The sequence below is a fragment of the Castellaniella caeni NBRC 101664 genome, from assembly GCF_001592225.1.
GTDB classification, from domain to species: domain Bacteria; phylum Pseudomonadota; class Gammaproteobacteria; order Burkholderiales; family Burkholderiaceae_B; genus Castellaniella; species Castellaniella caeni.
This window is the reverse complement of sequence record NZ_BCWN01000006.1, coordinates 80,813-102,749: the sequence shown is the minus strand read 5'-3', so window position 1 is coordinate 102,749 and position 21,937 is coordinate 80,813. Positions and strand designations below refer to the sequence as shown.

The following is a 21,937-nucleotide window of genomic DNA, read 5'->3' as shown; positions in this document are numbered from 1 at the left end:
TTTGACTTGTCCGTTTAAAGCTGTCAGGCAATCTTTGCTAAAATGCTGTGTTTTGCTTCAAAGCCCCCGCCTTATCCCAGGAGAATCTCATGGCAGAAATCAAACGCACGCGGCGCAACACGCTTGAGCGCCGTTGCCTTGGCAAAGCGTTCAAACGTCTTTTCGTGCGCGCCCCCAAGGGCGTCTTCAAGATGCTCGAAAAGGTCAAGCGCGTCTAAGCCACCGCTTGGCGGGTCGTATTGTTTACATACAATTCGGCCTCAGGGAAACCACGAACACGTGCGTTCGTGGTTTTTTTTTGCCGCTATCATGGGGTAACTGCAGACAGGAGGAGTTCACCGGCATGGCTTGCTGGCGCCATTTGTTCTCCGTCGTCACCCCCACCTTCAATCGGGCGCAGACGCTGGGTCGCGTCTATCGCTCGCTGCAAGAGCAGTCCTTCCAGGACTTCGAATGGGTGGTGGTCGATGATGGGTCAACCGACCATACCCGCGCTTTGGTGCGCGGCTGGCAGCAAGAAGCCAGTTTCCCCATCCGTTACGTCTGGCAACCTAATCAACATAAGAAAACAGCGTTCAACCACGGCGTGCGCGAGGCGCGCGGCGAGTGGCTGGTGGCCATCGACAGCGACGACGAACTCAGCCCCGATGCCCTCTACCAGATGGCGCTGGTCTGGGAACAAATCCCCCCCGCGCAGCGCGGCCAGTACGTCGCCATCACGGGGCTGTGCGCCCGGCCCGATGGCCGCATCGTCGGCGACATGTACCCGCAAGACGTGATGGACATCACGTCGCTCGACATGACCTTCCGGCATCACGTGCGCGGCGAGAAATTCGGCTGCCTGCGCACGGACGTCCTGCGCCAGTTTCCGTTTCCCGAAGACATCCCCGGCTTCGTGCCCGAAAGCCTGGTCTGGCGGGCGATGGCGCGCGCGGGCTACCTCACGCGCTTCGTCAATCAGGTGTTTCGCGTGTACCACGACAGCGCCGACGGTCTGTCGCACCAGGGCCGCCAGACTGACGGCGGGCGCCATGCCCTGGGCCTGTGGCTGCTGGCGCGCGACACCCTTGAATCCTGTCTGCCGTGGCTGCGCTACCAGCCTCTGTCGTTTCTGGCCGCCGCCGCGCGCTATACGCGGTTTGGCCTGCACCTGAAAGCGCGCGGTCTCATCCCGCCGCAGGGGCGGCGTCTCACCGGCACGGTGTCGCGCGCGCTGGTGGCGCTGATGTGGCCGGCGGGCGCCGCCCTATATCTGCGCGACCGCCTGCGCGGCCCGTCGGCGCCCCACAAACAGGCCGTGACGGGCGTGCCCCAAAGCCGCAAGCCCTGACCGAAGCCTTGTGGCTTGAAGCACTGTGCGGGTCGAACAGCGGTGCGGTTGGCGCAAAGCCAGGGATGCATCCAGCGCGACGGCTTGTTCAGAGGCTTTTTAGGCCTCGGTTTCGTCCGTGTCGTTCTCGTCTTCGTCTTCGTCTTCGTCTTCGTCCAGTTCTCCGGCGTCGTCCTCGTCGTCGGGCTGTTCCGTTTCAGAGAGCTGGAACGGCAGCAGTTCCGACAGCTCGTCCGTCCAGCCTACTTCTTCACCGTCGGCATCCACCTTGATATAGCGGCAGCTGTCCAGGTCGGACAGCTGGATGGCCCAGAGAAACTCGCAATCGATCGGCTGGCCGTCGCTCAGGTCGAGGCCGCCGCAGTTGCCCAGAAAGCGTGCGCCGGGCCCGCCCACCTGCACGTGCGGTTTGTCCTCGGCTTCGTCGCCCGGGTTCAGGGGCAGGGCAAAGAGCGCCCATTCAAAGCCTTCGTCGGGCTCGGCCACGACCTCGGCGATGACGGGCTTGCCCATGTAGGCGCACAGGGCGTCGGCCGTGCGGCCCAGCAGCTGGGCTTCGGCGGCGGTAAAAGAAAGTGGCAGTGTCATGGCGGCACCTGAGGGATCTATTGGCTGATACCGGTAGTGTAATTCCGCCGGTGGCAACGCGATCCATTCCGTCACGGCCTACAATCGACCCTTTGTGCGGCCGAATTCCTCGGCCGCAGCTTTGACGGTGACGCCATGGCACAGTACGTATATTCCATGAACCGGGTGGGCAAGATCGTGCCGCCCAAGCGCCAGATTCTGCGCGATATTTCCCTGTCGTTTTTCCCCGGCGCCAAGATCGGCGTGCTGGGCCTCAATGGCTCGGGCAAGTCCACCCTGCTGAAAATCATGGCCGGGGTTGATAAAGACATCGAAGGCGAAGCCATCCCCATGGCGGGCCTGAACATCGGCTACCTGCCGCAAGAACCGCAGCTTGATCCCGACCATACCGTTCGACAGTCGGTCGAGGCCGGTCTGGGCCAGGTGTTCGAGGCGCGCAAGCGGCTGGAAGAGGTGTACGCGGCTTACGCCGACGAAGACGCCGATTTCGATGCCCTGGCCAGCGAGCAGGCCGAACTCGAGGCAGTGATTGCGGCGGCGGCCACCAGCGGCAGCGACGACATCGAAACACAAATGGAAATCGCCGCCGACGCCCTGCGCCTGCCGCCCTGGGACGCCGTCGTCGGCCAGCTGTCGGGGGGTGAAAAGCGCCGCGTGGCCTTGTGCCGTCTGCTGCTGTCCAAGCCCGACATGCTGCTGCTGGACGAACCCACCAACCACCTGGACGCCGAATCGGTCGAGTGGCTGGAAGTCTTCTTGCGCCAGTTTCCCGGCACCGTGGTGGCCGTGACCCACGATCGCTACTTCCTGGACAATGCCGCCGAGTGGATTCTGGAACTCGACCGCGGCCACGGCATCCCCTGGAAGGGCAATTACAGCTCCTGGCTCGAACAGAAAGAAGACCGTCTCAAGCACGAAGAAGCGGCCGAATCCGCCCGCCAGCGCACCATCAAGAAAGAGCTGGAATGGGTGCGGCAAAACCCCAAGGGGCGTCAGGCCAAGGCCAAGGCGCGCCTGGCGCGCTTTGAAGAGCTGTCGTCGCACGAATACCAGAAGCGCAACGAGACCCAGGAAATCTTCATTCCCGTGGCCGAGCGCCTGGGCAACGAAGTCATCGAGTTTCGCAACGTCTCCAAGTCGTTTGGCGAGCGCCTGCTCATCGACGATCTCAGCTTCAAGGTGCCCGCGGGTGCCATCGTTGGCATCATCGGCCCCAACGGCGCGGGTAAATCCACGCTGTTTCGCATGATCGCCGGGCAGCAGGCGCCCGACGCGGGCGAGGTGGTGCTCGGGCAGACGGTCAAGCTGGCCTTCGTCGATCAGTCGCGCGACTCCCTGCCGGACGACAAGACCGTGTTCGACACCATCGCCGATGGCGCCGACTTGCTCACCGTGGGCCGCTTCGAGATGCCCTCGCGCGCCTACCTGGGCCGCTTCAACTTCAAGGGGGCTGACCAGGGCAAGCAGGTAGGCAAGCTCTCGGGGGGCGAGCGCGGGCGCCTGCACCTGGCCAAGACCCTGATCGCGGGCGGCAACGTACTGCTGCTCGACGAACCCTCCAACGACCTGGACGTGGAAACCCTGCGGGCGCTGGAAGACGCGCTGCTCGAATTCGCGGGCTGCGTCATGGTCATCAGCCACGATCGCTGGTTCCTGGATCGGATTGCCACACACATCCTGGCCTTTGAAGGGGATTCCAAGGTGGTCTTCTTCGATGGCAACTACCAGGAATACGAGGCCGACAAGCGCCAGCGCCTGGGCGAAGAGGCCGCCCGGCCGCACCGGATCCGCTACAAGGCGCTCAAGTAGGCTCACGGGGCGTGGCAAGCGCCGGCCCCTGGAATGGATGGGCTCCGGGCGGGCCGCGCCTGCCCCATGGGCACATAATGAGGCGTGCGCCCGCCCCGTCCTGTGCGGCGGGCGCCCAGGAGATCGAATATGAGATACACCAATCTGGACGAGGCCCTGCTGAGCGCCTCCAAGAGCCTGCTGCTCATCGTGGACATGCAGGAAAAGCTCTTGCCCGCGATTCACGACACCGAGGCCTTGCGCGGACGCGTGACGCGCCTGGCGCAGGCCGCGCGCCTGCTGTCGGTGCCGGTCTGGGCTACCGAGCACTGGCCGCAGAAGATCGGCCCCACGCATCCCGACCTGGCCGCGCAGGTCGATCGCATCGTTGCCAAGACCCATTTCAACGCCTGTCGCGAGCCCGAATTCCTGGCCGCATGGCCTGCTGAACGCCCCCGGGTGTTGCTGACAGGCACCGAAGCGCACATCTGCGTGTTACAAACTGGCCTGGGCCTGGCACAGGTCGGCTACGAGCCGGTGCTGGTCACCGACGGGGTCGGCTCGCGCCGCCCGGACGACTGGGACGCCGCTCGCCAACGCTGGCAACGCTACGGCCTGGAGACCATCACGGCTGAAATGGCGATCTACGAGTGGCTGGAAACCCCCGCCCACCTGGCCTTCCGCGAGGTGCTCAAGCTGGTTCGGTAGGCGGCGTGCCCATCTTGAAGATTCTGCGTGTCGAAACAACTGTAGCCTTGGCTCACAGCATCGGATGCGGGGCTCGTCTATAACAGAGCCAGGACGTCAGACCTTGACGAGCCGTCCGCCTGGCTGGGGCTTCGCGGTCTGTCGTCATTGCGCTTCACTGAATCAGAAGGAGAATCTCATGACATTTCAAACGCTCGCAAAAGCAGGGGTCGTGCTGGCTCTGGCGGGTGCCATGGCAGGCTGCTCGTCCTGGGACAACATGAGCCATCGCCAGAAATCCGCCGTCACGGGCGCCGGCATCGGCGGCGTGGCGGGTGCCGTGGTCACGGGCGGCGGTATCCTGGGTACGGTCGGCGGCGCCGCCATTGGCGGCGTCATCGGCGATCAGGTGGGCAAGAACCGCTAGGCCGTCCCGAGAGACACCGCTGCTTTTTTGCAATTTCACAGTCCAGTCGCGCGAGCGCCAGACCGCATCCCATCGCAGGTTCTGACCCGGCCGCAGTCCGCACCCCGATGGACGGATATGGATCCGGCCCGTCGGGGTGTTTTTTTGCCGCTGGGCCGCTCCAAGGCAAAAAAGCCCCGCCTGTGGAATAGCGCGTCGCCTTGACTTCTTCGGGCACTTTCTCTTAAATTCAAACATTCGTTTGAATTTTTCAGAATGCGTGCCTGCAGACCTGCAGCGCCCCGAAGTTCCTCAGGAGACTCACGATGCCCGACTACAAAGCCCCTCTGCGCGAAATCCGTTTCGTGCGCGACGAGGTTCTCGACTACCCCGCCCATTATCAATCCCTGCCGGGCTGTGAAGACGCCACGCCCGACATGGTCAATGCCATTCTTGAAGAAGGCGCCAAGTTCTGCCAGGAGGTGCTGGCGCCGCTCAATCAGGTAGGCGACCGCGAAGGCTGCACCTGGTCACCCGAAGGCGTGACCACGCCCAAGGGCTTCAAAGAGGCGTATGCCCAGTATGTCGAAGGCGGCTGGCCCGCCCTGTCGCACGACCCCGCCCATGGCGGCCAGGGCCTGCCGGAATCGCTGGGCATGGCCATCAGCGAACTGATGGGCGAGGCCAACTGGGCCTGGGGCATGTATCCGGGGCTTTCGCATGGCGCAATGAACACCCTGCAGGCGCACGGCACACCCGAACAGCAGAAGACCTATCTCGAACCGCTGGTGTCGGGCCAATGGACAGGCACCATGTGCCTGACTGAGCCGCACTGTGGCACCGACCTGGGCATGCTGCGCACCAAGGCCGAGCCGCAGGCCGATGGCAGCTACAAGGTGAGCGGCACCAAGATTTTCATTTCCGCGGGTGAGCACGACATGGCCGAGAACATCGTGCACATCGTGCTGGCCCGCCTGCCGGATGCGCCGACGGGCACCAAGGGCATTTCGCTCTTCATCGTGCCCAAGTTCCTGCCTGACGGGCAGGGCGGCCTGGGCGCGCGCAACGCCGTCAGCTGCGGCTCGATCGAGCACAAGATGGGCATCCACGGCAACGCTACCTGCGTGATGAACTTCGACGGCGCCACCGGCTACCTGATCGGCCCGGCCAACAAGGGCCTGAACTGCATGTTCACCTTCATGAACACGGCGCGCCTGGGCACGGCCATCCAGGGTCTGGCGCACGCCGAGGTGGCTTTCCAGGGAGCCAATGCCTATGCCCACGAGCGCCTGCAGATGCGCGCCCTGAGCGGCCCCAAGTTTCCTGATCAGCCCGCCGACCCGATCATCGTGCACCCCGACGTGCGCCGCATGCTGCTCACCATCAAGTCGTTTGCCGAGGGCAACCGGGCGCTGCTGTACTACGCCGCCCAACAGGTGGACATTGCGCATTACAGCCAGGATGCTGAGCAGCGCGAGCTGGCCGAGAAGCTGCTGAGCTTTCTCACTCCCATCGCCAAGGCCTTCATGACTGAAACCGGCTTCGAGGCGGCCAACCATGGCGTGCAGGTATTTGGCGGCCATGGCTACATCTCCGAGCACGGCATGGAGCAAAACGTGCGCGACAGCCGCATCTCCATGCTGTATGAAGGCACGACTGGCGTGCAGGCGCTTGACCTGCTGGGTCGCAAGGTGCTGATGACGCAGGGCGAAACCCTGCGCGCCTTCACCAAGGTGGTGCACAAGTTCTGCAAGGCGCAAAGCGGCAACCGGGCGATCTCGGAATTCGTCAAGCCGCTGGCCGAGCTGAACAAAGAGTGGGGCAGCATCACCATGAAGATCGGCATGTCGGCCATGACCAACCGCGAAGCGGTGGGTGCGGCATCTGTCGATTATCTGATGTATTCCGGCTATGTCACCCTGGCGTATTTCTGGGCCGACATGGCGCGCGTGGCCGCCGAGAAGCTCAAGACGGGCGAGGGCGACAAGGCCTTCTACCAGGCCAAGCTGCACACGGCGCGCTTCTACTTCACGCGTATTCTGCCGCGCACCCGCGCGCACGTCGAAACCATGAAGGCCGGGCCCGACGTACTGCTCGACCTGCCCGCCGAAGACTTCGCGCTGGGCTACTGATACGCCAAGCTGAAATCCCGCACCCCGGCGCACGCCGGGGTTATTCTTCTGTGCCGCGCCCGAAGCGAAATTCTGTGATCATGTTCTGATCAGTGACGGTCATGAGCGGGCGTGGCGACTCGGCCACCACCTGTTCAATGCGGGTGAACTGCGTGCCAGCCAGGCTGGCCAGTGCCTGTTCATATACCGGTGTGTCAGGCAGCAGCGGCTGGCCGTCGAGCTGAAACTGCCTGATGCGATCCCGCAGGTGGGGTAATTGGGCCGCCAGATCGTGATCCGCCGTGTAGACAAAGCTTCTGAAACGGTAGGTGAAAGGGAAAACCTGGGTGGCTGTGTAGAACGCGTCGCGGGAATCCGTGGCGTTGAAGGCGAAGACCCCGCCGGGGGCGAGGGCCTGGCGGATCATCTGCATCATCTCGCGGGAGAGCAGGTTGGTGGCGTTGGCGCGCCAGTGAAACGTGGTGTTCATGACGATCAGGTCGAACTGGCCGTGATCGCGGCGTAGCCAGCGACGTCCGTCGTCGATGTGGAGCCTGAGCCTGGGGTCGTCCAGCAGCGGCGCCAGGTGTGGGTAGGATCGGATCATTTGCAGGTAGCCGGGGTTGATCTCGACCACGTCAATCGATTGCACACCGGGGATGCTGGTGATCAATCGGGTCCATGCCCCAGAGGACAGACCGATGACGAGTACCCGCCTGGGGTTTGGGTGCAGGCCATACAGCAGATAGGCGCGGTCGATGAGATTGTCGTTGATCGCCAGATCCGTGTTGGTCCGCCCGTCGTAGACGTTGCCGCCAAAGACGATGTCATCGTGCGGGCCTTGTACCGAGTGAATGATGCCGTGGCGGTTTCCGATCAGCATCCGGATGGGGGCGCCATCCGGGGCCATGGCCAGGCGCCGCGTCAGGTTGTCACCTGTGGGATGCACCCAGGGCAGCAGGGCCAGCGCGCACAGGCCATACACCCAGGCGGCGTGGTTCAGGCCGCGCCGTTCGCTGCGCAAGGCAACGGACAGGGCCGGGATCGAGACGGCCAGGCACAGCAGCCCCAGCAACTGCAGGCTGGTGCCGGAGGGAAAGGCGTCGAGCAGGATCAGGCCGGTCACCAGGGGGCCCAGCGTCGAGCCCAGGATATTGCTGAAATAGGTTCGGGAAACGGATTGGCCCAGGCTTTGGGAGAGGCTCGAGCCCAGATGATGGACGATGGGAAACAGCGTGCCTTTCAGGGCCGCCCCAGCCGTGATCATCACCAGCATCAGGAAGATGGAGCCGGGCTGGACGCGCGCCCAGGCAATCAGGTTCGGCAGGAGCAACAGCAGGGTGCCGGCCAGCAACAGCAGCCATGCGGCGGTCAATGGCGTGGCCCGCTGCTTTTCCGACAGGCGTTTGCCGACAATCGCGCCCAGGGCGATGCCGACCAGAAACGCCGTGAGCACGACGGCGAAGGCGCGTGGCGTGCTTTCATAGGCGAAACTGATGAGGCGAACCCAGATGATTTCTTCCGACAGGCTGATGAAGCCCGTCCAGAAGGACAAGAACCATGCAAGATGGACGATGGTTTTGGGTTTCATGATCCGGCCCTCCGCAAGCCGAACCAGATCAGGGTTGCCACAGATCCATTGAGGGCAGCCGCCAGGTGGATCGCCTGATCCAGCGTCATGACGTGAAATAGCCAGAAGACGGTGAGAGCGCTGCCCAGCATGGCCCCCAGCGTATTGACCGCATACAGGTGCCCAGTGGCGGCGCCGATGTTTTTCCAGAAGGAAGCCAGAAAGGCAATCAGGATGGGCAGGGTGGCTCCCATGAGAGTGGTGGGTATCAGCATGAGTGCGAAATTGGCCATTGCGGTGGCCGGGAAGGATGCGTCGTTCATCCATATCCCCAGCGTGCGGATCAGCAGCGGACTGGCCAGGCCAAAGAGGCCGATGCCAAACTCGCAGCAGGCGAAAATATGCAGTGATCGGCTTGGATAGCGATCACCCAGCCAGCCGCCCGCCAGCGCCCCCAAGCCCAGGCCCAGCATGAAGGTGGAGACGATGATGCAGACCGAGATCAGATCGACCCCGAAAGCAGTGAACAGCAGGCGCTGCCAGGCGATCTGGTAGATGAGGCCGGCGGCCCCCGAGCCCAGGAAGGCCGTGCCAAGCAGGGTGACCTGCCGTGTGGAAATTTGGCTGCGGGACGTGGTGCCGCGGTTTGGCGGGGATGCTGCTTGATCGGTCATGGCGGGTTCCTGGATCGGGCTGGTCATGACAGAATGTAATCAGCTTCCCGAGCTTCTGGCTATCGGGTTCGTCGTCTGTCAAAAGGCCGAGTGATCATGGCTCGCCAGTGCCCTGTCAATCGGCTGTTTGGCCCAGGAGAGGGAGCTGGTGGCGGCCAATCCTCGGCGCAGTGTCTGGGCGCTGTACACTCGACTCTTTGCCATCCAGATCCTGTCTCGCGCCGGTGGTCGGTGCCGTACGGCGACAATACGCAGTTTTCACTTCATGCTTTTCACCCTGCTGAACATCGTCCTGCCGGTCTTCGTCGTTGCGGGTTTGGGGTTCGTCTTCGGGCGCCGCCAGCGGCGCGCGCCGGACATGGACTTCATCAACCATGCCAATGTCATGGTGTTCTGTCCGGCGCTGGTGTTTTCCGCCTTGCTGGACAATCCCGTCAATCTGGTGCGTGGCTGGCCGCTGGTGGCGGCGGGCGTGCTCATCATCCTGGTGCCGGGGCTGCTGCTGGCCCTGGTGCGCCGCCCGGGCCTGACGCGGCCCGCGTTTCTCGTGCCCGGCATGTTTCGCAACACCGGCAACATCGGCATTCCGCTCATGATGCTGGCCTATGGAAATGACCAGCTGGGCGACATCGTCGTGCTGTTCGTGCTGTCCAACCTGCTGCATTTTTCGCTGGGCCTGTTCTTGCTTTCGCAGGGCAGCAGCCGCTGGATGTGGCTGCGCAATCCCAATATCTGGGCGGCCTTGCTGGGGGTGGCCCTGGCCCCGCACCGTGACTGGCTGCCGCCGTTCGTGACGACTTCGGTGGACTTGACCGGCCAGATCGCCATCCCCCTGATGCTGTTTGGCCTGGGTGTGCGCCTGTCGCAAGACCGCATCGAGCACGTGGGGTTGGCCTTGCGCACCAACGGCCTGTACCTGCTGGCCGGGCTGGTCACGCTGCCTCTGGTGCTGTGGCTGCTGCCGCTCACGCCCGCGTGGTCGCGCCTGGTGGCCTTGTCCGTGATGCTGCCGCCCGCCGTGCTCAATTACCTGCTGTGCGAGCAGTACCGGGTGGAACCCCGCACGGTGGCCAGCGTGGTGCTGCTGGGCAACCTGCTGTCGGTCGCCACCATCCCGCTGGTGGTGTGGGCCACGCTGACGTGGATTTGAGCGGGGTGCGCTGCTGGCCTGCGCAGGCCAGCCCGGCGCGTTTCAAGTGGCTTTTCAGCGCCCTTCGGCCTGTGGCATTTCGATCTTGACTTCCAGGACTTCGAGGGATTCTTGCCGGTCGAGGTTGACCTTGATGTCGTCCGGATTGATCTGCACGTATTTGGAGATCACCTCGATGAGCTCGCGCTGCAGGTTCTGCAGGAAGTCGGGGCTGTGGCCGCTGCTGCGCTCGTTGATGAGGATGAGCTGCAGGCGGTCTTTGGCGATGTTGGCGGAGTTTTTCTTCTGGCCACGCAGGAAATCAAAGAACGACATGATCACTTGCCTCCGAACAGGCGCTTGAAGAGGCCCGGCTTTTCATAATCGACGAAGCGCAGCGGCTTTTCTTCGCCCAGGTAGCGTGCCACCACGTCCTGGTAGGCCTGGGCGACGTCCGATTCGTGCTTGTGGATGGCGGGCACCCCTTCGTTGGAGGCCTGCAGCACGATTTCCGATTCGGGGATGACGCCGATCAGGCGGATGCGCAGGATGTCTTCGATGTCGGTGAGCGACAGCATTTCGCCGTCGGCCACCCGTTTGGCGTTGTAGCGGGTGAGCAGCAAGTGTTCTTTGACCGGTTCTTCGCCTTTTTCGGCGCGCCGCGACTTGGCCGACAGAATGCCCAGGATGCGGTCGGAGTCGCGCACCGACGAGACTTCGGGGTTGGTGACCACCAGGGCGTCGTCGGCAAAGTACGAGGCCATGAGCGCGCCGGTTTCGATGCCCGCGGGAGAATCGCAGACGATGTATTCGAAATCCATGGCGATCAGGTCGTCGAGCACTTTTTCGACGCCTTCTTTGGTGAGCGCTTCTTTGTCGCGCGTTTGCGAGGCCGGCAAAATATAGAGGGTATCGACCTGCTTGTCGCGGATCAGCGCCTGGTTCAGCGTGGCCTCGCCCTGGATGACGTTGACGAAATCGTAGACCACCCGGCGTTCGCAGCCCATGATGAGGTCGAGGTTGCGCAGGCCGACGTCGAAGTCGATGACCGCCGTCTTGTGGCCGCGCATGGCCAGCCCGGCCGAGAAACTTGCACTGGTGGTGGTCTTGCCTACCCCACCTTTGCCCGAGGTGACTACAACAATGCGCGCCATGGTGTCGAAATTCCCCTGTTTTCAAAAATTCTTGACATCGTAAAGCAAAAAGGTGCCTGAACATCAGGCAAATGACCTTTCAACGTTTCCGCGTGTGACTGAATGTCGGCCTATAAGGCCCGGATGCGCAGCGTGCCGCCTTCCAGCAGTACTTGCGCCGCGTGGTTGTGCAGGGTGTCGGGCAGGTGTGTTTCAACCACCCGGTAGACCCCGGCGATGGCCAGCAGCTCGGGATCGAGCTGCGTGGTGAGGATCATGGCGTCGGTGCGCCCTTGGGCGCCCGCCATGGCTTTGCCGCGCAAGGGGCCGTAGACGTGGATGTTGCCATCGGCAATGACTTCGGCCCCCTGGCTGACCATGCCCATGACGATGAGGTCGCCGCCTTTGGCGTAGATGCGCTGGCCCGAGCGCAGCGGGTGGCGGATGACCAGCGTCTGCCCGGCAGTCTTGGCGTCGTCGTGTGTCGGCGTGGCGTCGGCGGCTTGCCGGGGCGAGGGGGCCTCGGGGTGCCGTGCGGCGGGCGCGGTGGTTGCGGGCTGGGCCGCTGCCGCCGGGGCGCTGGTCGCGTCGCCATGCGCGGGTCGGCCCGACCCGGCATCCAGCGGGGCCAGGTCGGCTGCCTGAAGGGAGGCCTGCAGCGCGGGCCCGGCCTGCACGCCGATGGGATACAGGTGGTGCTTGCGCAGGGCCGCCGTCAGGGCGCGCCAGTCGGGTGCCGCGTCGAGCCCCGAGGCGTCGAGGATGACGGGCTCGTTTTCATAGAAGGCGCCCGCCTCGTGCATGCGCTGATCGAGCGCCTGCAGCAGGGCGGACGTGTCGTCGGTGTGCAGCACGGCCCGCAGGGTGTAGAGCGTGGCGCTTTTGAAGTCCAGCGGGGTGGATAAGGTAGACATGGCGTGCGTCAGGCCCAGGTATCGCGCAAGGTGACCGCCCGATTGATGACCGGGTGGTCGGCGCTGGAGTCTTCGCGATCGGCCACGAAGTAGCCCAGACGTTCGAACTGCCAGGTGGTGCCGGGCACCGCCTGTGTGCCGGGCTCGAGCCAGGCCTGCACGACGTGGCAGGAATCGGGGTTGAGCGCCTGCAAAAAATCCTGGTCGCCGCGGTCGGGGTGCGCTTCGCGGAACAGGCGGTCGTAGAGCCGCACTTCGGCGGCCACGGCATGCGCCACGCTGACCCAGGTGATGGCGCCCTTGACCTTGACGCTGTCGGCCCCCGGCGTGCCGCTGCGGGTGTCGGGCAGGTATTCGCAATGTACTTCGGTGACTGCGCCGGCTTCGTTCTTGACGCAGCCCGTGCAGCGCACCACATAACCGTATTTGAGGCGCACCAGGTTGCCGGGGAAAAGGCGGAAGTATTTCTTGGGCGGTTCTTCGCGGAAGTCGTCGCGTTCGATCCAGAGTTCGCGTGTGAGCGGGAACTGGCGCTGACCGGCCTCGGGGGCGTGCGGGTTGAGCGGGGCGGAGCAGGGCTCGACCTGGCCTTCGGGGAAGTTGGTGATGACCAGCTTGATGGGGTCGAGCACGGCCACGGCACGCGCCGCGCTGGGGTCGAGATCATCGCGCAGGGCTTGTTCGAGCACGCTGTAGTCGATGCGGGAGTCGGCCTTGGAGACCCCCAGGCGCTCGCAGAACAGGCGGATGGCGCCCGGCGTGTAGCCGCGCCGCCGCAGCCCGGCCAGCGTGGGCAGGCGCGGGTCGTCCCAGCCATTGACGTGGCCTTCGGTGACCAACTGGCGCAGCTTGCGCTTGCTGGTGACGACGTAGCTGAGGTTCAGGCGGGCGAATTCGTACTGATGGGGCAGGGGCTCGGCCAGTTGTCCGAGTTCGGCCAGACGTTGCAGAATCCAGTCGTAGAACGGGCGCTGGTCTTCGAATTCGAGCGTGCAGATGCTGTGGGTGATGCCTTCGAGCGCGTCTTCGACCGGGTGCGCCCAGGTGTACATGGGGTAGATGCACCAGGCATCGCCCGTGCGGTGGTGCGTGGCGTGGCGGATGCGGTAGAGCACCGGGTCGCGCAGATTGATGTTGGGCGAGGCCATGTCGATGCGCGCGCGCAGGGCCATGCGGCCGTTGGGGTGTTTGCCTGCCCGCATTTCGCGCAGCAGCGCCAGGGATTCAGCCACCGGGCGGTCGCGCCAGGGCGAATGGGTGCCTGGCTCGGTGAGCGTGCCACGGGTGGCGCGCATCTCGTCGGCGGATTGTTCGTCTACATAGGCATGGCCCGCCTGCACCAGGGCTTCGGCAAACTGATACAGGGTTTCAAAGTAGTCGCTGGCGAAGTACTGGTGTTCGGTGCCGTCGTGCGTCCAGTCGAAACCCAGCCAGCGCACCATGTCGATGATGGCCTGTACGTATTCGTCTTCTTCTTTTTCGGGATTGGTGTCGTCGAAGCGCAGGTGGCAGATGCCCTGGTAGTCGTTGGCCAGACCGAAGTTGAGGCAGATGCTCTTGGCGTGGCCGATGTGCAGGTAGCCGTTGGGCTCGGGCGGAAAGCGCGTGCGGATGCGGGCGGGGTCGATAGGCCCGGCGCGCCGGGCGGCGGCCGTGCCGGGCGGCGTGGCCCAGTGGCGGTCTTGGTAACGGCCTGATTTCAGGTCGTTGTCGATGATGGTGCGCAGGAAATTGGAAACTGGCGCGGAGTCGGTGGTCATACAATCCGGTGCATAATAAACTAGCGCACATTATGACTCAAACCGCATGGGTTCTGTCGCTCACCCAGTTCTACCTGGGCCTGGGCTTCATGTTGTTCTTTCTGGCGCTGGAGCTGGGTTTGTCCTGGGTGCTGCTGGTGCTGCGCATCCGCGCGCGCCACGAGGCGGCCCCCCTGCTTGCGTACCGCTTCTGGGTGCGCATCTACGCGCTCACCCTCATCATCGGTTTTGCCGCCAGTCTGCCCCTGCTGTTTCAGCTGGGCACGCTGTGGCCCGATTTCATGGATCGGGCGGGCGAAGTGGCCGGGCCGCTGCTGGGCATGGCGGTGCTCACGGCCTTCATCTTCAAGTCGTGCTTTCTGGGGGCCATGCTCTATGGTCAGCGCTCGCTGTCCGAGAATGCCCATACGGTGGTTGTGGGGCTGGTCGCCATCGGGACATCGCTGACTGCCTGGTGGGTCATCGTGCTGCTGGCCTGGCTACAGCATCCGGTGGGCGCGGTGCTCACCGAAGATCACTATCAGGTCGTCGATTGGCTCAAGTTGCTCGGGGGCGCCGCGCCGCCGCTCTTTGGTGTGCTGCTCAGCGGCGGGCTGCTGCTGGCCGCCACGCTGATGCTGTCGCTCACCGCCCAGCGCACGCGCACCCGGCCCAGCGACGCGGGCGACCGCACGGTGCTCATCGGCGGCACCTGGCTGCTGCTGGGGGCGGTGGTGCTGCAAGTGGTGCTGGCCGCCTGGCTGGGGCGCATGTTGCTGCCCGTGCAGCCGGCCCGCACGGCAGCGGTGCTGCCGCAGTGGACGACCGGCCCGGTCGAGCGGGTGTCCGTGTTCGCCTGGCTGGACGTGGCCGGGGGGCGCACGGTCTGGGCGCTCGAAGGGCCCGATCTGCTGTCCAACTGGCTGACGCAGCCGCAAGAGGCCGTGGTGGCGTCCGGGGCGCATCGAGATGCATCCCCGCAGGCGGGCGCGGCAAAGGCGGGTCCGGGCGCGCAGGTGGCGCCTGCCGATGCCGCGCCCGCCGCAGCAGGTGCTTCCGAGGTGCAGGGTCTCAACGATCTCATCGGCATGCGCCCGCCCGTCTGGTTCACGTATGCCAGTTCGCGTCTCGCGGTGCTGCTGACGGCGGTCGTGGGGCTGATGGGGCTCTGGGCCCTGTGGCGCGGCTACCGCCTGGGGTTCGAGGCCGACAGCTTCCGGGCCCGTACGCGCACGGGGTTTCAGGCCCTCGTCTGGGTGGCCCTGCTGTTGCAGGCGGTGGGCTGGATGCACGTGCTCGTCGGCAGCCTGCCATATGCTGTCTACGGCACGGTCACTTTGCGCGAGATCGGGTCGGTGCAGGATGAATTCGGCCTGTGGCTCGTCACCGGGCTGCAGGTCGTGATCTACGGCGCCCTGGGCCTGGGGTTCAGGCAGTTGCTGGGGCACACCATGCGCTACGGGGTCGTGCCCGTGGCGCGTCATCGGGGGCGGGCATGATCGATTCTCTGGCTGCCCTGTTGGGCCTGGGGGCGCAAGACCCCGCGTTCTGGATGCCGCTGGCGCTCATGCTCATCTTCTTTGCCCTGGTGGTGGCGGGGGTGCTGCTCGATGGCTTCGACATCGGCGTGGGCTGCGTTTCGCTGGTGGCGCCAGCCCCGCTGCGCCCGCGCATGTTGTCGCTGCTCAGCCCCTGGCGGGATGCCAACGAATTCTGGATTTTCCTCGGGGTGGGGCTTTATGCCGCCGCCTTTCCCTACGCCTGGTCGCAGACGCTGGGTCGCCTGTATCTGCCCTTGTCGCTGTTGGGCTTGGGCACCTTGCTGCGCTCGGTGTGCTTCGAATGGCGCCTGCGCGCGCCCGCGCATCAACAGGGACGCTGGCTTTTTGGCTTCGGGGCCGGGGCGGTGCTGGTGGCGTTTGCGCAGGGCTACCTGCTGGCCCGTGTGGCCGTGGCCTATGAAGAGGGGTCGGGCTACGTGGGTTTCGCCGTGCTCATGGGCATTTGTGCCGTGGCCATCTACAGCCTGCTGGGGGCCGCCTGGCTGATGATGCGCGAGGCGGGCGAGCTGCGCGTGCGGGCGGTGGGCTGGGCGCGGCGTACCCTGCGCTGGAGCGCGGTGGGGGCGGTGGGCGTGTCCGTCGTGCTTGATTTTTCCAATGCCGGGGTGTTTCTCAAGTGGGGCGACGGGCAGCACTGGTGGGCCGTGGGGCTGGTCTGGGGCTCGCTGCTCTTGTGCTTCGTGCTCACCGAAATGACCCTGCAGCGCATGATTGCGCACAGCTACCGTGCCTCGGCGCTGCCTTACGCGCTGGTGCTGGTCATTTTCGGCGTGCTGCTGGGCGGCCTGGCCTACAGCTTTTTCCCCTATCTGGTGCTTGACGAGGTCACCTTGTGGGATGCGGCGGCACCCGTGGCCACCCTGCGGCTGACGCTTTCGGCGACGGTGGTGGCGTTTCCGGTGGCGCTCATTTTCAATCTGTGGGTGTACTGGCGCATGCTGGGGCGCTCGCGTCCGCCCAGCCCGCCGCGCTTTCGCGGCTAGTCGTTGACCCCACCACATAAGCGGACAGGAGACTGGTTCGGGCATCATCATGCAGGCAAATCCACGGATTCAGATGGATGGCGTCATCGCCATGTTGTGCTGGGCGGCGCTCTGCGGCCTGGGCGGCGCGCTGGTCACCATCGCTTTTCATGCGGGCATCCACGGCATGCAGCAGCTGTTTGCCGGGCGCTCGGGGCTCATCACCGAGGTCATGGGCGGCCTGTCGTGGCCGCTGCGTCTGCTGGTGCCCGCCGTGGGCGGCCTGTGCGCCGGCCTGCTGCTGGTGACGTCCAAAAAGGTGTCACACGACAAGCACTCGGGCTACATGGAGGCCGTGGCCATCGGCGATGGCCACATGTCGGTGGGGCAGGGCCTGCTGCGTTCCTTGTCGTCGCTGTTCACCGTCGCCAGCGGCGGTTCTATTGGCCGCGAAGGGGCCATGGTGCATCTGGCGGCGCTCTGGTCGTCGGTGCTTGGACGGTTTTTGCGGGTGGACACCGCGCGCCTGCGCCTGCTGGCCGCCTGCGGGGCGGCGGCGGGGGTGTCTGCCGCCTATGGCGCGCCGTTGGCCGGGGCGGTCTTCGTGGGCGAGATCATCCTGGGTTCGATGTCATTTCAGAATTTCGGGCCCTTGCTGATGGCGGCGGCTACCTCGGGCCTGGTGATGCACCTCACCGGCAATTATGCGGCGCGTTATCCCCTGCCGGATTTGTCCGGCGCACCCGCCGATCTGCTGCTGCCTTGCCTGGTGCTGGGCGTGCTGGCGGGGCTTGGGGCGGCGCAGTTTCTGCGCACCATTCATGGGGTCAAGACCTTGTTTGCGCGCACCGGCCTGGGTCTGCCGCTGCGCCTGGCGCTGGGCGGCCTGCTGCTGGGGGCGCTGCTGACGCAATTGCCTGAAATGGCGGGTAATGGCAACCGGGTGGTGCTGTCGCTGCTGCACGACGACTGGGCCTGGCAGACCGTGCTGCTGATGCTGCTGTGCAAGGTGCTGGCCACGGCCCTGACGGCGGGCTCGGGCGCCATCGGCGGGGTTTTCACACCCACGCTGTTCGTGGGCGGCGCGCTGGGCGTGCTGTTTGGCCAAGTGCTGGGGTTCGTCTGGCCCGCGCTGGCGGGGCATGGCCCGGTGTTTGCCCTGGTCGGCATGGGCGCGTTTCTGGCTGCCGCCACCAGCGCGCCGTTCATGGCCATTTTGATGGTCTTCGAGATGACACTCAGTTACCAGATGGTCTTGCCGCTGGTGCCTGCCTGCGTGGTGGCGTATTTCGTCTCGCGCGGTCTGGCGCAGAAGGTGATGTACGAGGTCACCCTGCACCATGAGGACAACCAGGCCTTGCGCCAGCGCCTGCGTCACGCGCGTCTGGACAGCCTGCTCAAGCCCGCCGAGACCGTCGTGCACACGGACGCATCTGTGCGCGAGGCCCAGGAGATGTTTCTCGATTATCCGGTGAAGTATCTGTATGTGGTGGATGCCGAGGGCAATTGGCAAGGTGTGATCGCCCAGCAAGATCTCACCCGCATGATGCTGGGCGAAATCGACGTACGCTCCAAGACCTGCGGCGAGGTGCTGCGTCTGGATTTCGTCAAGCCGCTGTATCCCGATTTGAGCCTGGACGAAGCGCAGACCCTGTTCAGCGCCTTCCAGGGCGAACGCCTGCCCGTGGTCAGCCGCGACCGGCCCGCGCGCCTGCTGGGCGTGGTGTACAAATCCGACTTGCTGGCGCGCTATTCGCAATTGAAACGGGCGGTGGACAGCGAAGACGCGTTCGTGCTGTCGCCCCGGCGGCGGAAGTAGTCCCTGTTGAGCGTGCTGGTGAGGGAAATGCCGCGTCAGAACAGGCGGGTGGGATCCCAGGCCTGGGCGTTGGCCAGCAACTCGCGCAGATCGTCGTCGTTGTAGTTTGCCAGCAGGGTCTCGGCCTCGGCCATGTTTTCGGCGCCCAGCAGCTGCTGGCGGATGTCCTGCCCGCGGGGTTGGCTGAAGATCAGCAGGATGTTGCCGTATGAGGCGTCCAGCAGGGCGGCGTCCCAGGGCTGGCCGTCGGGGTCGGTGAAACTGCGCATGGTTTTGAGTCGGGGTGGTTCATGGCAGTATAAGCAGCCGACGGTGGCTGCAGCGGTCTTGCCGCTGTCGGGAATAGGGGCAAAGAGCGCGACGGGGGCCGGGGTGCCGATAAGCTGCTGTTGTCTCGGCTCGGTGCGTTATGGGCGATCCACTGGTCGTGCCGGGAGACAGGGGCTGGCGGCCCTGGTGCCCCCTTGGGATATACTGTGCTTTTGCACAGCACGCCCTTGCTGCGCAGCCTTCCGGCACTTCCCTGATTACCCATGGCCATTCAACCCGATTCCCTGTCGTCCGGAGCCTTTGAGCCTCGCCTGGTGACGCCCGACGTGGCCTCGCATGCCGAAGATTCCATCGAACGCGCCTTGCGCCCCAAGTCGCTGGGTGATTACGTGGGCCAGCAGCGGGTCTGCGAGCAGCTCGACATCTTCATTTCCGCTGCCCGCCAGCGAGGCGAGGCGCTCGATCACGTGCTGCTCTTCGGGCCGCCCGGCCTGGGCAAGACCACGTTGGCGCACATCGTGGCCCATGAAATGGGCGTGCAGCTGCGGCAGACCTCGGGCCCCGTGCTCGAACGCCCGGGCGATCTCGCCGCCATGCTCACCAACCTCGAACGCAACGACGTGCTGTTCATCGACGAAATCCATCGTCTGTCGCCCGTGGTCGAAGAAATCCTCTACCCGGCGCTCGAAGATTTCCAGATCGATATTCTCATCGGCGAAGGCCCGGCCGCGCGCAGCGTCAAGATCGACCTGCAGCCGTTCACGCTGGTGGGCGCCACGACGCGCGCGGGCATGCTCACCAACCCCTTGCGTGATCGCTTCGGCATCGTCTCGCGGCTCGAGTTCTATTGCGCCGAAGACCTCACCCACATCGTGCAGCGCAGCGCGGGCCTGTTGGGCGCGGACGCCACCCTCGAAGGCGCCGCCGAAATCGCCCGGCGCTCACGCGGCACGCCGCGCATCGCCAACCGCCTGTTGCGGCGGGTGCGCGACTACGCCGAAGTGCGGGCCGCAGGGCGTATCGATACCGCCACGGCGCAGGCGGCCCTGGCCATGCTCGAAGTCGATCCCCAGGGGCTCGACCTCATGGATCGCAAGCTGCTCGAAGCCATCGTGCACAAGTTCGACGGCGGGCCGGTCGGGGTGGACAGCCTGGCTGCCGCCATCGGCGAAGAGCGTGACACCATCGAAGACGTGATCGAACCCTATCTCATCCAGCACGGCTACCTGCAGCGCACGCCCCGCGGGCGCACCGCCACGCGCCGCTGCTGGCAACACCTGGGGCTCAAGGCGCCGTCCGGCGGCGACGAGCCGCAGCTGTTTTAGGCGCTTAATCCCCCACTTCGCCAATGCATTCGATCACGGCGGGCCCGTAGGTTTCCAGCTTGCGGGCGCCGACGCCGCTGACGCCGGCCAAGGCTTCGACCGAAGGCGGATTCTGCAGGGCGATTTCGCGCAGGGTGGCGTCGTGGAAGATGACATAGGCGGGTACGCTGTGTTCGCGCGCGATGCGCCCGCGCCAGGCGCGCAGGTGCTCGAAGCGGGCCAGGGCCTCGGGGGGCAGGGCGTCCAGCTGGGCTGCGGTGGTGGTGCGCTGGCGACCGGATTTGGCGCGTTTGACGGCCACCGGGCGCAGCATCAGGGTGCGCTCGCCCTTCAGCACGGCGCGGCTGGCCTCGGTCAGCGCCAGCGTGCCGTAGCCCTCCAGATCGACCGTCAGCAGGCCCAGCGCCAGGGCCTGGCGCAGGATGCCACGCCAGGCGTCCACCGACAGGTTTTCGCCCACGCCGAAGACGCTCAGGCTTTGGTGGTCGTGTTGCTTGACACGCTCGGTGAGCTGGCCGCGCAGGATGTCGATGAGGTGCCCGCCGCCGAAGCGCTGGCCGCGCTCGCGCCACAGGCGGTAGACCGCCGAGAGCAGCTTTTGCACTGCCACCGTGCCGTCCCAGGCGGCGGGCGGTTCGAGGCAGGTGTCGCAATTGCCGCAGGGCTCGATGGTCTGGCCAAAGTAGGCCAGCAGGTCGCGGCGGCGGCAGGTGACGGTTTCGCACAGCGCCAGCATGGCGTCCAGCTGGCGCATCTGGCGGCGCTGGTGCAGGCTGTCGCCCGCCGAGTCGTCGATCATGCGGCGCTGCTGCACCACGTCTTGCAGGCCGTAGGCCAGCCAGGCGTCGGCGGGCAGGCCGTCGCGCCCGGCGCGCCCGGTCTCCTGGTAGTAGCCTTCGATCGACTTGGGCAGGTCGATGTGCGCCACGAAGCGCACGTCGGGCTTGTTCACCCCCATGCCAAAGGCGATGGTGGCCACCATGACGATGCCGTCCTCGCGCAGAAAACGCGCCTGGTTGGCGGCGCGGGTGGCCTGATCCAGGCCCGCGTGATAGGGCAGGGCGGTGATGCCGTGGCCCGAGAGGAATTCGGCGGTCTGCTCCACGCGCGAGCGCGACAGGGCGTAGACGATGCCGCATTCGCCCGCGTGTTCCGCGCGGATGAAGTCCAGCAGCTGGCGGCGCACTTCGTGCTTTTCGATGATGCGATAGCACAGGTTGGGCCGGTCGAAGCTGGCGATGAACTGCGGGGCGTCCTGCAGCGACAGGCAGGCAAGGATGTCGCTGCGCGTGGCCGCCGTGGCCGTGGCGGTCAGCGCCACGCGCGGGATGGCGGGCCAGCGTTCGGCCAGCAGGCTGAGGCTTTGATATTCGGGGCGGAAATCGTGACCCCATTGCGAGACGCAGTGCGCCTCGTCGATGGCAAAGAGCGCAATGCGCCCGCCGTCCAGCAGCTCGAGGCAGCGCGGCGTGAGCAGCCGTTCGGGGGCCACATACAGCAGGTCGAGCTCGCCGCGCAGAAAGGCGCGTTCCACTTCGCGCGCCTGCCCCGGCGTTTGCGACGAATTCAGAAAGGCGGCGCGCACGCCCAGCTCTTGCAAGGCGTCCACCTGATCCTGCATCAGGGCGATGAGCGGCGAGATGACGATGCCCGTGCCAGGACGCACCAGGGCGGGGATCTGATAGCACAGCGACTTGCCGCCGCCCGTGGGCATGAGCACCAGGGCGTTGCCACCCGCGACGATGTGCTCGATGATGGCCTGCTGCTCGCCGCGAAACGCGTCGTAGCCAAAGACCTCGTGCAGGGCGTCGAGGGCCGATTCATAGCGCGCAGGCGTGGCGCGGGGGCCTTCTGGGGCAGACGCGGGGTGCAGTTCGTGCCCCTGTGCATCCCAGAGCGGCATCCGTTCGTCTTCAGTCATGGTGTGCAT

Annotated in this window: 20 protein-coding genes; 11 read left to right on the top strand and 9 right to left on the bottom strand. The window is 65.3% G+C overall.

From position 1 onward, the window contains the following. Nucleotides 1–89: 89 nt before the first annotated feature. Both CCA01S_RS16200 and CCA01S_RS05900 read left to right on the top strand, forming a co-directional pair. Entirely contained in the window at nucleotides 90–218 is a 129-nt protein-coding gene (locus CCA01S_RS16200; RefSeq protein WP_003803595.1) for a hypothetical protein, read from the top strand. Between the two features lie 125 nt (nucleotides 219–343). Then, on the top strand, nucleotides 344–1,330 hold the full coding sequence (locus tag CCA01S_RS05900) for a glycosyltransferase family 2 protein (RefSeq protein WP_066455441.1): 987 nt from the start codon (nucleotides 344–346) through the stop codon (nucleotides 1,328–1,330). Nucleotides 1,331–1,429: 99 nt separating this feature from the next. On the opposite strand, the gene CCA01S_RS05895 is transcribed toward CCA01S_RS05900, so the two are convergent. Continuing rightward, nucleotides 1,430–1,918: a hypothetical protein gene (locus CCA01S_RS05895; RefSeq protein ID WP_066455438.1), complete on the bottom strand. Its 489-nt coding sequence runs from the start codon at nucleotides 1,916–1,918 to the stop codon at nucleotides 1,430–1,432. A 135-nt stretch (nucleotides 1,919–2,053) separates the two neighbouring features. On the opposite strand from CCA01S_RS05895, the gene ettA reads away from it, so the two are divergent. From ettA to CCA01S_RS05875, 4 genes are all read left to right on the top strand, one after another. Continuing rightward, nucleotides 2,054–3,727 carry an energy-dependent translational throttle protein EttA gene (gene ettA / locus CCA01S_RS05890; RefSeq protein ID WP_066455432.1) on the top strand — a complete coding sequence of 558 codons (1,674 nt, stop codon included), beginning with the start codon at nucleotides 2,054–2,056 and terminating at the stop codon, nucleotides 3,725–3,727. A 129-nt stretch (nucleotides 3,728–3,856) separates the two neighbouring features. Then, the gene (locus tag CCA01S_RS05885; RefSeq protein ID WP_066455430.1) at nucleotides 3,857–4,414 is read left to right on the top strand and encodes an isochorismatase family protein; all 558 of its coding nucleotides are present in this window, start codon (nucleotides 3,857–3,859) and stop codon (nucleotides 4,412–4,414) included. Nucleotides 4,415–4,592: 178 nt separating this feature from the next. After that, the gene (locus CCA01S_RS05880) at nucleotides 4,593–4,820 is read left to right on the top strand and encodes a YMGG-like glycine zipper-containing protein (RefSeq protein WP_066455429.1); all 228 of its coding nucleotides are present in this window, start codon (nucleotides 4,593–4,595) and stop codon (nucleotides 4,818–4,820) included. A gap of 305 nt (nucleotides 4,821–5,125) precedes the next feature. Further along, nucleotides 5,126–6,931: an acyl-CoA dehydrogenase C-terminal domain-containing protein gene (locus CCA01S_RS05875; protein WP_066455426.1), complete on the top strand. Its 1,806-nt coding sequence runs from the start codon at nucleotides 5,126–5,128 to the stop codon at nucleotides 6,929–6,931. 40 nt (nucleotides 6,932–6,971) lie between these two features. Here the strand turns inward: CCA01S_RS05875 and CCA01S_RS05870 are convergent, their stop codons facing one another. Both CCA01S_RS05870 and CCA01S_RS05865 read right to left on the bottom strand, forming a co-directional pair. Then, nucleotides 6,972–8,501, bottom strand: a complete 1,530-nt coding sequence (locus CCA01S_RS05870) for a spermine/spermidine synthase domain-containing protein (protein WP_066455423.1) — start codon at nucleotides 8,499–8,501, stop codon at nucleotides 6,972–6,974. Then, nucleotides 8,498–9,154 carry a spermidine synthase family protein gene (locus CCA01S_RS05865; RefSeq protein WP_066455420.1) on the bottom strand — a complete coding sequence of 219 codons (657 nt, stop codon included), beginning with the start codon at nucleotides 9,152–9,154 and terminating at the stop codon, nucleotides 8,498–8,500. Before CCA01S_RS05865 ends, CCA01S_RS05870 begins: the two co-directional genes overlap by 4 nt. A gap of 265 nt (nucleotides 9,155–9,419) precedes the next feature. On the opposite strand from CCA01S_RS05865, the gene CCA01S_RS05860 reads away from it, so the two are divergent. Beyond that, nucleotides 9,420–10,304 carry an AEC family transporter gene (locus CCA01S_RS05860; protein ID WP_066455413.1) on the top strand — a complete coding sequence of 295 codons (885 nt, stop codon included), beginning with the start codon at nucleotides 9,420–9,422 and terminating at the stop codon, nucleotides 10,302–10,304. Nucleotides 10,305–10,358: 54 nt separating this feature from the next. On the opposite strand, the gene minE is transcribed toward CCA01S_RS05860, so the two are convergent. From minE to CCA01S_RS05840, 4 genes are all read right to left on the bottom strand, one after another. Then, nucleotides 10,359–10,619 (bottom strand): cell division topological specificity factor MinE, encoded by a 261-nt coding sequence (gene minE / locus CCA01S_RS05855; RefSeq protein WP_066455411.1) that lies wholly within the window; start codon nucleotides 10,617–10,619, stop codon nucleotides 10,359–10,361. Between the two features lie 2 nt (nucleotides 10,620–10,621). Continuing rightward, a complete protein-coding gene (minD, locus tag CCA01S_RS05850) occupies nucleotides 10,622–11,437 on the bottom strand; it encodes a septum site-determining protein MinD (RefSeq protein ID WP_066455409.1) in 816 nt (271 codons plus the stop codon). Between the two features lie 110 nt (nucleotides 11,438–11,547). After that, nucleotides 11,548–12,330, bottom strand: coding sequence for a septum site-determining protein MinC (minC, locus tag CCA01S_RS05845; RefSeq protein ID WP_066455406.1), 783 nt, complete (start codon nucleotides 12,328–12,330; stop codon nucleotides 11,548–11,550). Nucleotides 12,331–12,338: 8 nt separating this feature from the next. Beyond that, nucleotides 12,339–14,090 (bottom strand): glutamine--tRNA ligase/YqeY domain fusion protein, encoded by a 1,752-nt coding sequence (locus CCA01S_RS05840; protein WP_066455405.1) that lies wholly within the window; start codon nucleotides 14,088–14,090, stop codon nucleotides 12,339–12,341. A 32-nt stretch (nucleotides 14,091–14,122) separates the two neighbouring features. Between CCA01S_RS05840 and CCA01S_RS05835 the strand changes: the two genes are divergently transcribed. The 3 genes from CCA01S_RS05835 to CCA01S_RS05825 are packed head-to-tail and all read left to right on the top strand — an operon-like array spanning nucleotide 14,123 to nucleotide 18,412. Beyond that, nucleotides 14,123–15,568, top strand: coding sequence for a cytochrome ubiquinol oxidase subunit I (locus CCA01S_RS05835; protein ID WP_066455403.1), 1,446 nt, complete (start codon nucleotides 14,123–14,125; stop codon nucleotides 15,566–15,568). Next, complete coding sequence (locus CCA01S_RS05830) at nucleotides 15,565–16,614, top strand: cytochrome d ubiquinol oxidase subunit II (protein ID WP_066455400.1); 1,050 nt, start codon at nucleotides 15,565–15,567, stop codon at nucleotides 16,612–16,614. The genes CCA01S_RS05835 and CCA01S_RS05830 overlap by 4 nt, the downstream gene beginning before the upstream one ends. Nucleotides 16,615–16,663: 49 nt before the next feature. Beyond that, nucleotides 16,664–18,412 (top strand): ClcB-like voltage-gated chloride channel protein, encoded by a 1,749-nt coding sequence (locus CCA01S_RS05825; protein WP_084386530.1) that lies wholly within the window; start codon nucleotides 16,664–16,666, stop codon nucleotides 18,410–18,412. Nucleotides 18,413–18,447: 35 nt separating this feature from the next. On the opposite strand, the gene CCA01S_RS05820 is transcribed toward CCA01S_RS05825, so the two are convergent. Further along, nucleotides 18,448–18,681 (bottom strand): hypothetical protein, encoded by a 234-nt coding sequence (locus CCA01S_RS05820; RefSeq protein WP_066455398.1) that lies wholly within the window; start codon nucleotides 18,679–18,681, stop codon nucleotides 18,448–18,450. A 264-nt stretch (nucleotides 18,682–18,945) separates the two neighbouring features. On the opposite strand from CCA01S_RS05820, the gene ruvB reads away from it, so the two are divergent. Then, complete coding sequence (gene ruvB / locus CCA01S_RS05815) at nucleotides 18,946–20,007, top strand: Holliday junction branch migration DNA helicase RuvB (RefSeq protein ID WP_066455396.1); 1,062 nt, start codon at nucleotides 18,946–18,948, stop codon at nucleotides 20,005–20,007. A gap of 4 nt (nucleotides 20,008–20,011) precedes the next feature. On the opposite strand, the gene recQ is transcribed toward ruvB, so the two are convergent. Continuing rightward, nucleotides 20,012–21,937, bottom strand: a complete 1,926-nt coding sequence (recQ, locus tag CCA01S_RS05810; RefSeq protein WP_439951498.1) for a DNA helicase RecQ — start codon at nucleotides 21,935–21,937, stop codon at nucleotides 20,012–20,014.

What these genes read in the sequence shown, in the direction of transcription:
- ettA (WP_066455432.1), top strand. Translation starts at nt 2,054, where the DNA reads ATGGCACAGTACGTATATTCCATGAACCGGGTGGGCAAGATCGTGCCG.
- CCA01S_RS05895 (WP_066455438.1), bottom strand. Translation starts at nt 1,918, where the DNA reads ATGACACTGCCACTTTCTTTTACCGCCGCCGAAGCCCAGCTGCTGGGC.
- recQ (WP_439951498.1), bottom strand. Translation starts at nt 21,937, where the DNA reads ATGCACACCATGACTGAAGACGAACGGATGCCGCTCTGGGATGCACAG.
- CCA01S_RS05830 (WP_066455400.1), top strand. Translation starts at nt 15,565, where the DNA reads ATGATCGATTCTCTGGCTGCCCTGTTGGGCCTGGGGGCGCAAGACCCC.
- CCA01S_RS16200 (WP_003803595.1), top strand. Translation starts at nt 90, where the DNA reads ATGGCAGAAATCAAACGCACGCGGCGCAACACGCTTGAGCGCCGTTGC.
- CCA01S_RS05860 (WP_066455413.1), top strand. Translation starts at nt 9,420, where the DNA reads ATGCTTTTCACCCTGCTGAACATCGTCCTGCCGGTCTTCGTCGTTGCG.
- CCA01S_RS05885 (WP_066455430.1), top strand. Translation starts at nt 3,857, where the DNA reads ATGAGATACACCAATCTGGACGAGGCCCTGCTGAGCGCCTCCAAGAGC.
- minD (WP_066455409.1), bottom strand. Translation starts at nt 11,437, where the DNA reads ATGGCGCGCATTGTTGTAGTCACCTCGGGCAAAGGTGGGGTAGGCAAG.
- CCA01S_RS05835 (WP_066455403.1), top strand. Translation starts at nt 14,123, where the DNA reads ATGACTCAAACCGCATGGGTTCTGTCGCTCACCCAGTTCTACCTGGGC.
- CCA01S_RS05840 (WP_066455405.1), bottom strand. Translation starts at nt 14,090, where the DNA reads ATGACCACCGACTCCGCGCCAGTTTCCAATTTCCTGCGCACCATCATC.
- CCA01S_RS05875 (WP_066455426.1), top strand. Translation starts at nt 5,126, where the DNA reads ATGCCCGACTACAAAGCCCCTCTGCGCGAAATCCGTTTCGTGCGCGAC.
- CCA01S_RS05865 (WP_066455420.1), bottom strand. Translation starts at nt 9,154, where the DNA reads ATGACCGATCAAGCAGCATCCCCGCCAAACCGCGGCACCACGTCCCGC.
- CCA01S_RS05900 (WP_066455441.1), top strand. Translation starts at nt 344, where the DNA reads ATGGCTTGCTGGCGCCATTTGTTCTCCGTCGTCACCCCCACCTTCAAT.
- CCA01S_RS05870 (WP_066455423.1), bottom strand. Translation starts at nt 8,501, where the DNA reads ATGAAACCCAAAACCATCGTCCATCTTGCATGGTTCTTGTCCTTCTGG.
- ruvB (WP_066455396.1), top strand. Translation starts at nt 18,946, where the DNA reads ATGGCCATTCAACCCGATTCCCTGTCGTCCGGAGCCTTTGAGCCTCGC.
- minE (WP_066455411.1), bottom strand. Translation starts at nt 10,619, where the DNA reads ATGTCGTTCTTTGATTTCCTGCGTGGCCAGAAGAAAAACTCCGCCAAC.
- CCA01S_RS05880 (WP_066455429.1), top strand. Translation starts at nt 4,593, where the DNA reads ATGACATTTCAAACGCTCGCAAAAGCAGGGGTCGTGCTGGCTCTGGCG.
- CCA01S_RS05825 (WP_084386530.1), top strand. Translation starts at nt 16,664, where the DNA reads ATGCAGGCAAATCCACGGATTCAGATGGATGGCGTCATCGCCATGTTG.
- CCA01S_RS05820 (WP_066455398.1), bottom strand. Translation starts at nt 18,681, where the DNA reads ATGCGCAGTTTCACCGACCCCGACGGCCAGCCCTGGGACGCCGCCCTG.
- minC (WP_066455406.1), bottom strand. Translation starts at nt 12,330, where the DNA reads ATGTCTACCTTATCCACCCCGCTGGACTTCAAAAGCGCCACGCTCTAC.